This is a genomic window from Dactylosporangium darangshiense, assembly GCF_039537565.1.
In the GTDB taxonomy this organism is placed as follows: Bacteria; Actinomycetota; Actinomycetes; order Mycobacteriales; family Micromonosporaceae; genus Dactylosporangium; species Dactylosporangium darangshiense.
The window spans coordinates 34587-50311 of sequence record NZ_BAABAT010000039.1 but is presented as its reverse complement, the minus strand read 5'-3'; the positions used below and the strand labels follow the sequence as shown (position 1 = coordinate 50311).

At 71.8% G+C, this 15725-nt stretch carries 12 protein-coding genes; 6 read left to right on the top strand and 6 right to left on the bottom strand.

Annotation, left to right across the window (positions count from 1 at the left end; all coding sequences use genetic code 11):
* The 4 genes from ABD901_RS43855 to ABD901_RS43840 are packed head-to-tail and all read right to left on the bottom strand — an operon-like array spanning position 1 to position 4294.
* The gene (locus ABD901_RS43855; RefSeq protein ID WP_345137119.1) at positions 1-615 is read right to left on the bottom strand and encodes a hypothetical protein; all 615 of its coding nucleotides are present in this window, start codon (positions 613-615) and stop codon (positions 1-3) included.
* A gap of 58 nt (positions 616-673) precedes the next feature.
* On the bottom strand, positions 674-2110 hold the full coding sequence (locus ABD901_RS43850) for a protein kinase domain-containing protein (protein WP_345137117.1): 1437 nt from the start codon (positions 2108-2110) through the stop codon (positions 674-676).
* Positions 2094-4028: a polysaccharide deacetylase family protein gene (locus ABD901_RS43845; RefSeq protein WP_345137115.1), complete on the bottom strand. Its 1935-nt coding sequence runs from the start codon at positions 4026-4028 to the stop codon at positions 2094-2096. Before ABD901_RS43845 ends, ABD901_RS43850 begins: the two co-directional genes overlap by 17 nt.
* A complete protein-coding gene (locus ABD901_RS43840; RefSeq protein WP_345137113.1) occupies positions 4028-4294 on the bottom strand; it encodes a hypothetical protein in 267 nt (88 codons plus the stop codon). The genes ABD901_RS43845 and ABD901_RS43840 overlap by 1 nt, the downstream gene beginning before the upstream one ends.
* A gap of 69 nt (positions 4295-4363) precedes the next feature.
* Between ABD901_RS43840 and ABD901_RS43835 the strand changes: the two genes are divergently transcribed.
* A complete protein-coding gene (locus ABD901_RS43835; protein WP_345137111.1) occupies positions 4364-5191 on the top strand; it encodes a chitosanase in 828 nt (275 codons plus the stop codon).
* A gap of 4 nt (positions 5192-5195) precedes the next feature.
* On the opposite strand, the gene ABD901_RS43830 is transcribed toward ABD901_RS43835, so the two are convergent.
* On the bottom strand, positions 5196-6020 hold the full coding sequence (locus tag ABD901_RS43830; protein ID WP_345137108.1) for a hypothetical protein: 825 nt from the start codon (positions 6018-6020) through the stop codon (positions 5196-5198).
* Between the two features lie 108 nt (positions 6021-6128).
* Complete coding sequence (locus ABD901_RS43825) at positions 6129-7151, bottom strand: LacI family DNA-binding transcriptional regulator (RefSeq protein WP_345137106.1); 1023 nt, start codon at positions 7149-7151, stop codon at positions 6129-6131.
* A gap of 189 nt (positions 7152-7340) precedes the next feature.
* Between ABD901_RS43825 and ABD901_RS43820 the strand changes: the two genes are divergently transcribed.
* From ABD901_RS43820 to ABD901_RS43800, 5 genes are read left to right on the top strand one after another with little or no spacing between them, the layout of a single operon-like run.
* Positions 7341-9152 (top strand): glycoside hydrolase family 127 protein, encoded by a 1812-nt coding sequence (locus tag ABD901_RS43820; RefSeq protein WP_345137104.1) that lies wholly within the window; start codon positions 7341-7343, stop codon positions 9150-9152.
* A 14-nt stretch (positions 9153-9166) separates the two neighbouring features.
* Positions 9167-12466: a discoidin domain-containing protein gene (locus ABD901_RS43815; RefSeq protein WP_345137102.1), complete on the top strand. Its 3300-nt coding sequence runs from the start codon at positions 9167-9169 to the stop codon at positions 12464-12466.
* Between the two features lie 2 nt (positions 12467-12468).
* Positions 12469-13497, top strand: a complete 1029-nt coding sequence (locus ABD901_RS43810) for a LacI family DNA-binding transcriptional regulator (protein WP_345137100.1) — start codon at positions 12469-12471, stop codon at positions 13495-13497.
* A 23-nt stretch (positions 13498-13520) separates the two neighbouring features.
* The gene (locus ABD901_RS43805) at positions 13521-14792 is read left to right on the top strand and encodes an ABC transporter substrate-binding protein (protein ID WP_345137098.1); all 1272 of its coding nucleotides are present in this window, start codon (positions 13521-13523) and stop codon (positions 14790-14792) included.
* A gap of 6 nt (positions 14793-14798) precedes the next feature.
* Complete coding sequence (locus tag ABD901_RS43800) at positions 14799-15725, top strand: carbohydrate ABC transporter permease (RefSeq protein WP_345137096.1); 927 nt, start codon at positions 14799-14801, stop codon at positions 15723-15725.

Here is a 15725-nt window from a genome sequence, read left to right as displayed (position 1 = left end):
CTACGGTTCCCGGGACAGCCGGGGGCCGTTCGTGCCCTCCTCGATGCGCAGGCCGATGGAGCGCGTGTGCGCGTTGTCGGTGAACAGCGCGACGGTGAGCACGTGCCGCTGGTCGGCCGGTAGGCGGATCGGGAAGCCCGGTTCGAAGTCGTCGTCGTCGAAGGTGTCGATGACCCAGTGCCCGCCGGACGGGCGGTAGGCGACGTTGAGGTACTCCCGCTGGCCGGGCCGGATGTCGACCGGCTCGAACGACCGGGACCTCGGCACGCCGGCCCACCGCAGCTGCACAGGGTCGATGTCCGAGCGCAGCGCTTCGTCGGTGTTCAGCCCGACCAGCCGCCCGATGCACCCGTACGCGGGGCTCTTGCCGTGGTTCTCCACCGCGATGCGCACCCAGAGCGCGTCCGGCACGCCCGTATCGCCGTCGTGGCGCCCGACGCGCCGGCACCAGGGCTGCTCCGGCTCGAAGGTCAGGCTCAGGATCGGCTGCCGCCGGCGCGCGAACCACCCCATGCCGCCCAGCAGAGCGACGATCACGGCCAGGGACGAGATCAGCGCGCCCACCCACACCGCCACCGGACCCCACTCGACGTGCGCCGCGGCTGCCGGCCTCATGCGATCAACGATGTGGGCGGGCGGGTGACCGCGCGTTCACCCGGACCGGGCGAACGGCTCACCCACTGCCGGTCGCCAGGGGCTCAGTGGTGGGCGCCGGCGCCGTGGTCTCCTGCGCCGGCGGGGTGTCGGTCGGTTGCGGTCCGGTCGTCTGCGTTGCGCCGCCACCGCCCGGTGGGGTGGCGCCGCCGCCGTTCCCGGTGGTCGCCTGCCCGGAGCCGCCAGGCTGCCCGGACGATCCGGGCGTGGCGGGACGCCCGGTGTTGTTGCCGCCGCCGGCCGGTGCGGTGCCGACGCCGGTGTCGCCCGTGACGTCGGCGGTGGGCGTTGGCGTGGTATCCGGCCCGCGGAAGATGGTCCCCGACGCGAGGGTGATAGCGACGGCGAGCGCCGCGAGCGCGAGCAGGCCGAGCACCCAGAGCAGCACCGTCCGGCGCGGCGCACGGCGCGGCGGCTCGTCGCCGAACCCGGCGGCGGTGCGGGCGTCCAACTGCGCGGTTGCCGCAGTTGGACGCCCGCCCGCGGCCCGGGAGGCGATACCAATCGGCGCGGCGGCCCCGGGAGTGGCGACCCCGCGAGCGGCGGTTCCGGGAGCGGCGGTTCCGGGAGCGGCGGTTCCGGGAGCAGCGACCGTCGCGGCCTCCGTGGAGGCGAGGGCGGCGGCCGTTGCGGACCCGGCGGCACTGGCTGCCGCGGCCTCGGCGGCGATCGCGAAGGCGGCGGCCGACGGGTAGCGGCGCGACGGCTGCTTGTCCATGGCCGTGGTGATGACGTCCCGGACCGGCGCGGGCACGTCGGCGGGCAGCGGCGGGGGCTCGTCGTTGAGGTGGTGCACCGCGATCGCGACCGGGTTGTCGCCCATGAACGGCGGGTGGCCGGCCACGCAGTGGTAGGCGACGGCGCCGAGGGCGTAGACGTCGGTCGCCGGGCCGGTCGGGCGCTTGGAGACCTGCTCGGGCGCGATGTACAGGGCGGTGCCGACCACGTCGTTGGTGGCGGTGACGGAGGCCAGGGCCGCGTAGCGGGCCACGCCGAAGTCGACCAGCACGACGGTGCCGTCGGGCTGGACGATCAGGTTGCCGGGCTTCACGTCGCGGTGGACGATCCCGGCCTCGTGCGCGGCCTCCAGCGCCCGGGCGGCCTGCGCCACGACCGACATCGTCGTCGGCGCGTCCAGGCGGCCCTCCTCGGCGATGCGACGGTCGAGCGCGACGCCGTCGATGAAGGCCATGACGATGAAGGCGCCGGAGCCGTCGCCGCCGTAGTCGTAGACGGCGGCGATGCCGGGGTGGCGCAGCGCTGCCATCGAGCGGGCCTCGTGGTGGAAGCGGGTCTGGAACTCCCGCTCGCCGGACCGATCGTCGTGCAGCAGCTTCACCGCCACCGACCGGCCCAGCAGTGTGTCCGTGGCGCGCCACACCTCGCCCATGCCGCCGGCGGCGATGCGGGCGTCCAGGCGGTAGCGCTCGTTGATCAGGTCACCTTCGCTGGGCACGTCGGTTGCAGTACCCATCCGGGACCGTCACTAAGCGCCGACCACGTCGACCTCGCCGGTGCGGCGCAGCTTCTGCCAGCGCAGGCGCCGGCCGGTGACCGCGGTGATCGCCGAGTGCAACAGCACCAGATACATCACCTGGCGGTACACCAGCTGCTGCAACGGCAGTGTCCACAGGGGACGCAGCGGCTCGCGGTCCAGGCGGAAGGCCAGGATCGCCGTCACCGTGTGCACGACCAGCATCGCCGCCCAGCCGATCGCGGTCTCGGTGCGGTCGAGGGTCGGTGTCCTCGGCGATCGTGTCGACGGTGAGCCCGCCGGCGTCGGTCAGGGCCTGGCGCCGGAACGCGCCGAGCGCGCCCGGGATGGTGGGAATGCAGCCGAAGGTGTCGTAGAGGCGGCGGTCGAGGTTGAAGCCCATGACGTACTCGATGTGCTGCCACCGGCCGAGCAGCCCGCGGCGGTTGCCGACCTTGACGTTGCCGGCCACGGCGCCGACGGACGGGTCGGCGAACGGCTGCACCAGGCGGTGCACCGCGTCGGGCTCGACGACGGTGTCGGCGTCGACCATGACGATCAGGTCGTTGCGCGACAGGGCCACGCCGGTGTTGAGGGCGGTCGCCTTCCCGCCGGGCGGCACCCGCACGACGCGCACGTTGCCCAGGCCGAGCGCCTCCACCGCGTCGGCGGTGCCGTCGGACGAGGCGTCGTCGACCAGGATGACCTCGACGCCGGGGTGCGCCGACAGTGCCAGGGAGCGCACCGCCGGCTCGATCGTGGTCCGCTCGTTGTAGGCGGGCACGACGATGGTCACCGGTTCGGTGACCGGTGGGCCCCACGACCAGGTGACCGAGCGGCGCCGGCGGGAGTGGCGCACCGCGAAGAGGAACAGCAGCAGCGCCCGGGCCATGGTCAGCGCGCCGACGGCGATGAGCAGGCCCCACAGCACCCACCAGGTGATGTCGGCGATGTTGATCGCCCAGGCCAGGCCCCGGCCGCGCCAGACGTCCGCGGCGCGGGCGGGCGGGTTGGCCGGGCCGAGCGCGCCGCCCATGGCGTCGGCGACGGTCGTGAAGCGGTACCCGCGCTGCTGCAGCCGCGGTATGAGCCGGTCCAGCGCGGCGACGGTCTGCGCGCGGTCGCCGCCGGCGTCGTGGAAGAGCACGATCGCGCCGTTCTGGCCCTCCGGGGTCGCGTTGCGCACGATCGCGTCCACGCCCGGCCGCGCCCAGTCCCGGCTGTCGAGGTCGTTGAGGACGGTCACGTAGCCCTGGCCCGCGGCCTCGCGCACCGTCGCCCACTCGGGGTCGCGCAGCGCGTCGGGGAACGACGAGTACGGCGGGCGCAGCATCGACGTGGAGCGGCCGGTGGCGTACGCGATGAGCATCTGCGTCTGCGAGTACTCCAGCGTGCGCCGCCACGCCGGCAGCTCGGGCAGCTGCGGATGGCTGAACGTGTGCGTGCCGACCTGGTGTCCCTCGGCGACGAGCCGGCGGGTCAGGTCCGGGTGGCGGGCGACCTCCGAGCCGATGACGAAGAACGTGGCGTGCACGCCGTAGCGGCGCAGGACCTCCAGCACCTTCGGCGTCCAGGTGGGGTCGGGCCCGTCGTCGAAGGTCAGCGCGACGGTGCGCTCCGGCACCCCGTGCGAGACCATCCGCCCGCGGGTCGCGTCGATCACCGGCCCGCCGTCCCGGACCGCGGCGGGCACGGCGGCGTCGGGCTGTGGCGCCTTGCCCTCGTGGTCCGGGGCGAAGCCGCTGTTGGTGTACGCCTCGACGAGCAGCAGGTTGGCCAGCAGCGCGAGGGCGAGCAGGGCCAGCAGCACCCGCAGCGTCGTGCGCCGGCGCCGGACGGCCGGCAGGTGGCTGGAGGAGGCCGGGTCGGCGCCGATCGGGCCGGCGCGGTAGACGGCCATCAGGCGACGGGCGGGCGCGCGGCCCCGAGGAACTGGCTCAGCCACAGGCCGAGCAGGGCGAGCAGAAGCAGGACGCCGACGAGGTACACCTTCCGGCGGATCCGGCGGCGCCGCGCGCCGCTGGGGTCGACGAACACCGGCGTCGGGTCCTGCCGGCCGTTGCGGATCACGGCGGTGGCCGCCCGTTCGGGCGTCTGCGCCTTGCCGACGGCCCGGCCGATCCGGGCACGACCGATCGGACGGTTTGGCTCGGGTTGCTCGGTCACGTCCTCGAACATAGAAGGGTCGCCGGGGTCCCGCATGATCCACTGGCGCGGCGGGTAAGGAGAGAGTCGATGCGACGTGCGGGAATGTGGCTGGCGGTGCTCGCGCTGGCGGCGACGGCAGCCGCGTGCGGCGGCGAGCCGTGGCCGGAGGCGGGGCACGGGCCGTCGGCGGTCGAGCTGAGCGAGCCGCAGCGCCGGGTGGCCGATCGCCTGGTCTCCGTCTTCGAGCACGGCGACCCGGGGCCGCACTACGAGGCGGTCGAGGCGCTCGGCGACGGGCGCGGGTACACCTGCGGCACGATCGGCTTCACGACGAGCAGCACCGAGGTCCGCACGATTGTGGAGGACTACGCCGCCGAGGTCCCCGACGCCCGGCTGGCCCGGTATCTGCCCCGGCTGCGCGAGCTGGCCGACGGCGGCAGCGGCGACACCGCGGGCCTGCCCGGCTTCGCCGATGACTGGGCCGCGGCGGCCGCCGACCCGCGCTTCCGGGCCCAGCAGGACGCCCTCGCCGACCGGCTCGCGTTCACCCCGGGCCGGCAGGCCGCGCGCCGGCTGGGCATCCGCACGCCGCTCGGCGTCGCCGTGCTCTACGACACCGCGGTGCAGCACGGCACCGGCGACGACCCCGACGGCCTGCCCGCGCTGGTGGAGCGGGCGACGGCCAAGGCCGGCGGGGACCCGGCCGGCGGGGTGGACGAGCGGGACTGGCTGGAGGCGTTCCTCGACGTGCGGGAGGCGGACCTGCGCCACCCGCACGACGAGGACACCCGCGCCGTGTGGTCCGAGTCGGCGGACCGCGTCGACGCGCTGCGCGAGCTCGTCGACGACGACCGGTACCGGCTGGATCCGCCGGTGCGGGTCACCGTCGACGGCGACGACTTCGAGCTTCGATGAGCCGTCAGTTGAACAGCTTGTAGACCGAGTCCGGTGCGGCGACCGCGTTGGTCGGCGCGGTGACCGGCGGGATCGCGCCGAAGCCGGAGAAGGTCAGCTCCATCGCCAGGTCGGCGGCGATCGAGCCGCCGTCGATGACGAACTTCGTCAGCCGGCCCTCCTCGTCGACGGTCGCGGTGAACGGCACGGCCTTGGCGCGGGCGCCGGCCTTCGTCACCACGTCGTCGGACGGCGCGAGCACGCTGTTGGCGACGGTCACGTCGACGGTGCCGGTGAAGTGGGTGGCGTCGGTGCGCTGCACCTCGCCGAGGCCGTCCTTGAACAGCTCGGTGACGCCCAGCTCCGGCGCGCCGGAGTCGTCGACGGGCAGGGCGGCGGTGGAGTCGACCTTCGACTTGTCCACGAGCAGCCACGTCGTCGGGTCGAGCCCCCATTCCTTGTTGAGATCGTCGCCGAAGTCGGCCTTGATCCACAGGTCGGGCGCGATGATGGTGTAGGCGACCGAGATGTGCAGGCTCGTCGAGACGTCGCCGCCCATTTGCATCATCGCCTTCTTGGAGGCGCGGTCGATGCGCCCGCCGCCGGTCAGTTCGCCCTGCTTGATCGCGAAGGTGTACGCGGTGTTGTCGAGTTCCTGGACGGCCTTCTTGAGCGCGTCGGCGGGCGGCAGCGCGCTCTTGCTGGGCTTGGCCGAGGCCGAGGACGAGGTGGACAGGGCCCGGCCCGCCGCCGGCGTGCCGCTGGTCGAGAACTCGGTCTCGCAGCCGGACAGGCCGACGACGGTGCCCGTGGCCAGGGCGATGGTGAGCAGAACCTTTATGTGCTTCATGAGTGATGTCCTCCGAATGAAAATGCTGTTCGGAGGGTAGGGGCGCGCCGGCGCCGAAACTGTCGGCCACCGGGCGCCCACGGTGTGGTGGGACACACGTGTCGGGGATCAGCGCGCCGGCGCGACTCCCGTCGATTCGCGCACGACCAGGCGACCCGGCTGGCGTACGACGCCGGAGTGCTGCTCGCCGTCGAGGACCGCGAACAGGTGCTGCACCGCCGTGGCGCCCAGCTGCTCGAGGTTGAGGTCGACCGTGGTCAGCGGCGGGCGGCACTCGGTCGCGAAGACCTCCCAGTTGTCGTAGCCGACCAGCGCCACGTCGTCGGGGACCGAACGGCCGAGCTCGCGCAGTGCCTCGGCGGCACCGGAAGCGATCTGGTCGTTGCCGCAGAAGATGGCGTCGACGTCGGGGTGCGCGGCCAGCAGCCGGGCCGTGGCGTGCCGGCCCCAGCGCTGCGACCACTGGCCGAACAGCGGATCGCCGGCCAGGGGCAGGCCCGCGGCGTCGAGGACCTCGCGCAGCGCCGCGGCGCGGTCGCGGGCGGCGCGGTAGCCGGGGTCGCCGGTGATGTGTGCGATGCGCCGCCGGCCCAGCGACACCAGGTGCTCGGCGGCCAGCCGGGCGCCGCCGGCGTCGTCGGCGATGACCGACAGGTCGGAGGGGTCGTCGGACTCGCAGTAGGCGTAGACGACCGGCACCGGGATGTCGCGGGTCAGCGACGGGCGCAGGTCGTTGGCGTCGCCGAGGATGATGAAGCCGTCGACCTGGCGGGCCAGCAGGGTGCGGATGTAGTGGCGGCGGCGGATCGCGTCGCCGCGCGCGTCGCACAGCAGCACGCTCATCTGCTCGTTGCCCAGCGCGTTCTCGGCGCCGAGCAGCACCGGGATGGCGAACCGGGCCGCGGACAGCTCGTCGGTGAGCAGCCCGATCGTGCGCGTGTTGCCGGAGATCAGGCCGCGGGCCAGTACGTTGGGCTGGAACGACAGCTCCTCCGCGGCCTGCTGCACGCGCCGGCGGGTCGCCGGGGCCACCTCGTCACGCGAGTTGAGCGCCTTCGACGCCGTCGCGATCGAGACCCCGGCCCGCTTGGCGACATCGGTCAGGGTGACCTGTGCGCGCTTTCTTCCCACGTCAGACGGTCCTCTCGAAAACTTTTCGGAGAGCATAGTACACGCGCGTCAATCGTCACAACTGTCACACGGTTCGGAGGAGCGGAAATAGACCGTTGACACGACCGTAACCTGCTGCCACCATTCCCGAAAAGGTTTTCGAAGGTCCAACGACTTGTCGATGTAGGTAATTGGAAAGGTGGTGGCCGCGTGACGGCCAACCCGGGACCTGTCGCGCCCTCGCGCGGGGCGCTGCGGCCCGTCGGACTGCACCAGGTGCAGCTCACCGGCGGGTTCTGGGGACAGCGCCAGGCGGTCAACGGCACCGCCACCATCGAGCACTGCCGCGAGTGGCTGGACCGGCTCGGCTGGACGGGCAACTTCCGCGACCCGGACGCCGCACTGCGCCGCCGCGGCCGCGAGTTCTCCGACTCCGAGGTGTACAAGCTGACCGAGGCCGCCTGCTGGGAGACGGCACGGCCCGGCGGGCACCCGCACGGCGAGCTGCTGGCCGAGTTCACCGCCCTCGCCGCCAGCGCACAGGCCGCGGACGGCTACCTGCACACCGGCTACGGCCGGGCCGGCCAGCCGGCCCGCTACAGCGACCTCAACTTCGGGCACGAGCTCTACTGCGCCGGCCACTTGCTGCAGGCGTCGGTCGCGGCGGCCCGCACCGGCGCGGCGCCCGGCCTGCTCGACGTCGCCCGCCGCGCCGCCGATCACGCCTGCACCCAGTTCGCGCAGAGCGGCTTCTGCGGCCACCCGGAGATCGAGCCGGGCCTGGTCGAGCTCTACCGCGTGACCGGCGAGGAGCGTTACCTCGCCCAGGCGGCGGCGTTCATCGAGCGCCGCGGCCACCGCAGCCTGCCCGAGCACGAGTTCGGCTGGCGGTACTTCCAGGACGAGACCCCGCTGCGCACGGCCGACGTCTTCGGCGGCCACGCGGTGCGCGCCCTCTACCTCGCCAACGGCGCCGTCGACGTCGCCGTTGAGACCGGCGACGAGGACCTGCTCGCCGCCGTGATCCGCCAGTTCGACCGCACCCTGGCCCGGCGCACCTACATCACCGGCGGCGTCGGCTCCCGCCACCTCGACGAGGCCTTCGGCGACGACTTCGCGCTCCCGCCGGACCGGGCCTACTCCGAGACCTGCGCCGGCGTCGCCACGATCATGCTCGCCCACCGGCTGCTGCTGGCCACCGGCGACACCCGCTACGGCGACGTCGTCGACCGCGTGCTGCACAACGTCATCGCCGCCGCGGTCGCCGACGACGGCCGCTCCTTCTTCTACGCGCACACCCTGCACCAGCGCACCCCCGCCGAGGTGCCGCCGGCCGAGCACGAGCAGCTGCGCTTCGGCGGCGGCCAGCGCGCACCCTGGTTCGAGGTCTCCTGCTGCCTGACCAACGTCTCGCGGCTGCTGGCCTCGCTCGGCACCTACCTGGCCACCGAGGACGACAACGGCGTGCAGATCCACCAGTACGCCCCGATGCGCATCGAGGCCGCCGGGATGAGCCTGGAGGTCGCCACCGCCTACCCCGACGCCGGCGACGTCACCGTCACCGTCCTTGCCGCACCCGCCGACGAGCGCACGCTGACCCTGCGGGTGCCGCAGTGGGCCGGCGGCGGCACCCACGTCGAGCGGCGCGTCTTCACTCCCGGCGAGCAGGTGCGCCTCGACCTGGCCATGCGCCCTCGCTGGACCTTCCCCGACCCCCGCGTCGACGCGGTGCGCGGCTGCGCCGCCGTCGAGGTGGGCCCGATCGTCATGTGCGCCGAGTCCATCGACCAGGAGGACGGCGTACGCCTCGACGAGCTCCAGGTCGACACCGCCGTCGCCCCGGAGGTCAACGCGGTGAAGGGCCGATCGATCCGGCCGGTCGACGAGCCCTGGCCGTACCGCAACGACCGCACCACCGCCGAGGGGCCCGAACCGATCGTCGTGCCGCTCGTGGCGTACCACCGCTGGGCCCGCCGTGGCCCGTCCACCATGCGCGTCTGGCTGCCCACCACCACGTCCTGAATGGAGGTGACGCGATGCCACACCCCCGCTGGAAGTCCAGGCTGGCAATCGCGTTGACGACCGCCCTGACCGCTTCTGTCGCCGCCGTGGCGACGTCCGCCAGCCCCGCCGCGGCCGCACAGACCATCGGCTACCCGACGTTCACCGGCCCGGCGATCCCGGCCGCTCCCGTCGGCTACACCACCGGCAACATGATGCAGACCATCTACAACGCGGAGAGCGGCGGCACCGACTTCTGGATCGACCGGCTGCTCGCCCGCAGCGGCGGCAGCGACCCGGCCGACGCCGACGGTGCGATCCTCATGACCCGCGGCCGCGCGCTGTTCATGAAGACGTACGACCCGTCCGTGCTCGGCTTCGCCGGCCACGTGGCGTACTGGGAGAGCATCAGCGACGCCAACGCCTACTCGATCGCGGCCAGCCCGGGCACCTTCACCGAGCAGACCTCGCAGCGCCTGCAGACGCCGAGCTACGCCAAGAGCGTCTTCAACAGCGGCTCGGTCTCCATCACGCAGCAGAAGTTCATCACCAACAACAACGTTGCCGTCACCAACCTGTCGATCACCAACAACGGCTCCGCCTCGACCACGCTGACGCTGCGGGCCACCTCGCCCTACGCGACCAGCGGCAGCGGCAGCGAGCTGACCGGCTCGACCGGCGTCAAGAACAGCCTCACGACGCTCACCACCCGGCTCACCGGCGACGGGTTCGCCGTCTCCTCCGGCGGGCTGAACCGTTCGATCACCATCGCGGCCGGGGCCACCGCCACGGCGAAGGTCGTGATGGGCTTCATCGCCAGCGAGATCCCCGAGTCCTCGACCGAGTACACGGCGTACGCCGGATACTCCAACGCCACCGCGTTCGCCACGCACGTGCGGGCCTACAACAAGTGGTGGGCGGACAACATCCCGTTCTTCGACTCGCCCGAGCCGGCGCTGACCAAGAACTACTACTATCGCTGGTGGTTGATGCGCTTCAACAACCTCGACGCGAACATCCCGGGGCAGACCTACCAGTTCCCGACCTCCGTCGAGGGCGCGCTGGGCTACAACAACGCCATCGCGCTCACCCAGCCCATGCACATCGACGACCTCAAGTACCTGCGCACGCCGTTGTACGCGTACGGCGACTGGCTCTCCGTCGGGCAGGTGTCGAAGAACGGCCGGTTCGTCGACAACCCCGGCGACCCCGAGAACTGGTCCAACAGCTACACCCAGTACATCGCCGAGGCGGCGTGGAAGAGCTACCAGATCCACGGCGGACAGCCGGCGATCGCGGCCAACCTCGCCAAGTACGCCGAGGGCGACGTCAAGGGGCAGCTGGCCACCTACGACAGCAACAACAACAAGCTCATCGAGTACGACTGGGGCGCGCTCACCGGCAACGACGCCGACGCCGTGTCGTTCAACTGGCGCGCCGGCAAGATGGACCGCGGCGAGTCCGCGTACCAGTACAGCGGCGCCCGCGCGGCGGCACAGGCCTACGCGGCCGTCGGCAACACCGCCAAGGCGAACGAGATGAACACCCTGGCCGACCAGATCGGCGCGGCGATCGTCAACGTGCTGTGGAACCCGTCGCACAACCTGTTCGAGAACCGGATGGCCTCCGACGGGGCGTTCAACCCCTGGAAAGAGATCAACATCTACTACCCGTTCGCGGTCGGGGCCGTGCCGAACACCACGCAGTACAAGCAGGCGCTGCGCCTGTTCGACGACCCGGCGCAGTACCCGATCTTCCCGTTCTACACCGCCAACCAGGCGGACAAGGCGGCCTCGGGCACCGGCAGCAACAACTTCTCGACCATCAACTCCACCGTGCAGTTCCGGCTGCTGAGCTCGGCGCTGCGCAACTACCCGACCACCTACCTCACCAACGACTGGTACAAGAAGCTGCTGTACTGGAACGCCTGGGCGCAGTACGTGGGCGGCAACACCGCCTACCCCGACGCCAACGAGTTCTGGGCGAACTGGAACGGCTCCTCGATCACCTACCGCTCGTGGATCCACCACAACATCCTCGGCAGCAGCAACTGGACCGTCATCGAGGACGTCGCCGGCCTGCGGCCGCGCAACGACGCCAAGGTCGAGCTGTCGCCGATCAACATCGGGTGGGACCACTTCACCGTCAACAACCTGCGGTACCGCAACGCCGACCTGACCATCGTGTGGGACGACCCCGCCGACGGCGTGACCCGCTACCCGGGCGTGCCGCAGGGGTACTCCATCTTCATCAACGGCACCCGCGTGGCCACCGTCGGCTCGCTCGTGCCCTTCACCTGGGACCCGGCCACCGGCACGGTCACCACGACCGGCTCGGTCACCTACAGCCAGGCCTACTCCGGGCTGCAGGCGCCCACCGACGTCGTGCAGACCGACTCCCGGGTGCTCGACATCCTGGCCAAGGCCGGCGTCGACACCAGCACCCCGGCGCTGACCAACCTCGCCAGCGGCGCGACGGTCTCCGCCTCCTACACCGGCTCGGGCACCTCCACCGGCGGCGCCGTGGACGGCTTCCCGACCAACGAGCCCTACTGGGGCGCCGGCGGCTCGCCGAACAGCCAGGACTGGTACGAGGTCAACTTCGGACAGGCCCGCACGTTCAACGAGGTCCGGCTGTACTTCAAGGACAGCCGCCCGGCCTCGGCCACCTACCGGCCGCCGTCGTCGTACGACATCCAGTACTACAACGGCAGCGCGTGGGTGAGCGTCGGCAGCCAGGCCAAGAACCCGAGCGCGCCGCGTGGCAACTACAACCTGGTCACCTTCCCGGCGGTCAGCGCGCAGCGGGTGCGGGTCCTGGCGACCAACGCCTCCGGCGCGAAGACCGGCCTCACCGAGGTCAAGATCTACAACCGGGGCGGCACCCAGCCCCCGCCGGTGACCAACCTCGCGCTGTCGGCGACCGCCGCCTGCTCCTACACGTCCGCGTGGGAGAGCTGCGCCGCGATCAACAACGGCGACGAGCCCGCCAGCTCGAACATCGGCGCCGCGAACGACGGCACCCGGTGGGGCACCTGGCCGCAGACCGGCACCCAGTGGGCCGAGCTGCAGTGGTCCTCGGCGCAGTCGGTGAGCAAGGCCCAGGTGTACTTCTTCGACGACGAGGGCGGCATCGACATGCCGTCGGCGTGGAAGCTGCAGTACTGGAACGGCTCGGCGTACGTCGACGTGCCGGGGGCCAGCGCGTACACCCTCACCAAGAACGCCTACAACACCGTCACCTTCACCGCGACCTCGACGACCCGGCTGCGCGTGCAGCTGACCGCGACCGGCACCTCCTCGCTGGGGCTGCTCGAGGTCAAGGCGTACAGCTGATCATGCAACACGTGCGGAGACCGCCGGCGATGCGGGACGTCGCCCACCTCGCCGGGGTCTCCCACCAGACCGTCTCGCGGGTGGTCAACGACCATCCGAACGTCCGGTCGGAGACGCGGGCCAGGGTGCTGGCGGCGATGCGGGCGCTGGACTACCAGCCCAACGTCGCCGCCCGGACCCTCGCCACGAACCGCTCGCAGACGGTCGGCCTCGTCACGTTCGACACGACCCTCTTCGGGCCCTCGTTCATGGTCCACGCCATCGAACGAGCGGCCCGGGAGGCCGGCTACTTCGTCAGCATCGCCAGCGCCCGGGAGCCCGACGTGCCACAGGTCCGCGACGCCGTACGGCGCCTGCGCGAGCAGGCCGTCGAAGGCATCGTCACGCTCGCCCCGGTCGCCGCGGCCTGGACGGCGCTGCGCCAGGAGCCGCTGGACATACCGATCGTGGTGCTGGGCATCGGCGCCGGCGCAGGGGAGGAGGCGGAGGTGCCGATGGTCTCCGTCGACAACTACGCCGGCGCGGCCCTGGCGACCCGGCACCTGCTGGAGCTCGGCCACCGCACCGTGCACCACGTCGCCGGCCCGGTCAACTGGCCCGAGGCCCGCGAGCGGCTCGCCGGGTGGCGGGCCGCGCTCGAGGAGGCCGGGGCGGTCGCGCCGGCGCCGTTGCCGGGCGACTGGAGCGCCGCGGCCGGCTACGACGCGGGCCGCGACCTCGCCGGCCGTGCGGAGGTGACCGCCGTGTTCTGCGCCAACGACCAGATGGCGATGGGTGCGCTGCGGGCGCTGCACGAGGCCGGCCGCCGGGTGCCCCGCGACGTCAGCGTCGTCGGCTTCGACGACGTGCCCGAGGCGCCGTACCTGCTGCCGCCGCTCACCACGGTCCGGCAGGACTTCGCCGAGCTGGGCCGGCACAGCCTGGACCTGCTCGTCGACCAGATCTCGACGGGCGCGCGCCGCAGCGGCCATTTCCGCACGGAGCCGCGCCTGATCGTTCGCAATTCCACGTCTGGCCACTTTTCAAAATGAGAACGCTCACAACAATGGAAGGAATGACCGTGAGACGCTGGATGTGCAGCACCGTCGCTGCCGCGTTACTGCTCGGAGCCGCCGCGTGCGGTGACGACAAAGCACCCGCCACGCCGGCGAACGCCGACAGCGGGGCAACGCTCACATTGTGGACGCGCGCCGCGACCGAGTCGGTGTCGAAGGCGTACGCGGCCGCCTACAACGCCACGCACAAGAACCAGGTCCAGGTCACGGCGTACCCGAACGAGGAGTACCCGGCGAAGCTCGCCTCGGCGGCCGGCGCCAAGGCGCTGCCCGACCTGTTCGCCTCCGACGTCGTGTTCGCGCCGCAGTACGCCTCCCAGGGCCTGTGGCTCGACATCACCGACAAGTTCAACGCCCTCGCGGTCAAGGACAAGGTCGCACCGGCCCACGTGCGCAACGGCCAGTGGAACAAGAAGAACTACGCGGTGCCGCACACGATCGACATGTCGGTCATGCTGTACAACAAGGACCTCTTCACCAAGGCGGGCCTCGACCCGGAGAAGCCGCCGACGACGCTGCAGCAGTTCGCCGACGACGCCCGCGCCGTCAACAAGCTCGGCGGCGACATCCACGGCACCTACTTCGGCGGCAACTGCGGCGGTTGCAACGTCTTCACGCTGTGGCCGTCGGTGTGGGCCGGCGGCGGCGACGTGATGAACGCCGAGGGCACCGAGAGCACCATCAACGGCAAGGAGATGTCCGACGTCTTCGCGCTGTACCGCAAGCTCTACGACGAGGGCGTCGCCGCGCCCGCGTCGAAGGACGAGGCCGGCCCGACCTGGCTCGGCGCCCTGCAGAGCGGCAAGATCGGCATCGCGCCCGCCCCGTCGGCGTGGCTGGGCCTGATCGAGGAGAAGGCGACCTTCAAGCTCGGCGTGGCCCCGATCAGCGGTATGAACGGCGGCGAGTCCACGTTCGTCGGCGGCGACTCGATCGGCATCGGCGCCACCACCAAGCACGCCACCGAGGCGTGGGACTTCCTGGCCTGGACCCTCGGCGACGAGGCGCAGGTCGAGGTCGTGGCCAAGGGCAAGGGCGTGCCGGTGCGCACCGACCTGGCCTCGAACAAGTACTCCTCGGCCGACCCGCGCGTCGTCACCATCAACAACCTCATGGGCAAGGGCAAGACGCCCTACGCGAAGAACTTCAACGCCACCTACAACGACCCGCAGAGCCCGTGGGTGACCGCCTTCCGCGGCGCACTCTTCGGCGACGCGAAGAAGTCCCTCGACGACGGCGCCACCGCGCTGACCGCCTCCTTGAAGAAGTAAGGAACCATGACAGTGCTCGTCACCGCGCGGCCGGCGGAGGCTCCGCCGGCCGCCCGGCCCCGGCGCCGCCGTGCACGGCGGTGGGCCGGCGCCCTGTACGCCGCGCCCACCGCGTTCATGGTCGGCATGTTCTTCCTCGTACCGCTCGGCCTGGTGGCGTGGATGTCGCTGCACCACTGGCCGCTGCTCGGGGCCCCCGAGCTCAACGCGCCGGAGAACTACGCCGGCATGGCCGATGACGAGCTGCTGAGCACGGCGGTGTGGTTCACGCTGAAGTACACCGTCATCGTCACCATCCTGCTGTTCGCACTGTCGTTCGGCCTGGCGCTGCTGGTGCAGCATCCGGGCCGGGGTATAGGCCTGCTGCGTACGGCGTACTTCATCCCCGCCGCGGTCGGCTTCGCCAGCGCCTCCCTGCTGTTCCTGGGCATGCTCAGCGACGAGATCGGCCCGGTGAACCGGATACTGGAGTCACTGGGCCTGCTGCACGGCTACGTGTCGTGGACCAGCGGCAGCTCGACCAGCGCGCTGAGCTCCGCCGTCGGGCTGGTGCTGTGGCGCTTCGCGGGCTTCAACATGCTCATCCTGCTCACCGGGCTGCAGGCGATCCCGGTGGAGGTGTACGAGGCGGCCCGCCTCGACGGCGCATCGCGCTGGCAGCTCTTCCGCCGCATCACGGTACCGCTGATGCGCCCCACGATCGCCCTCGTCCTCACGCTCATGGTCACCGGCTCGCTGCTGGCCTTCGACCAGTTCTGGATCCTCACCCGCGGCGGCCCGGACAACAGCACCACCTCGCTGGTGATGGTCATCTACCGCAAGGCGTTCATCGAGCTCGACCTCGGCTCCGCCGCGGCGATCTCGGTGGTGCTCCTCGGCGTCCTGGTCGTCTTCAACGTCGTGCAGCTCGCCGTGCTGCGCAGAAGGGGCTGA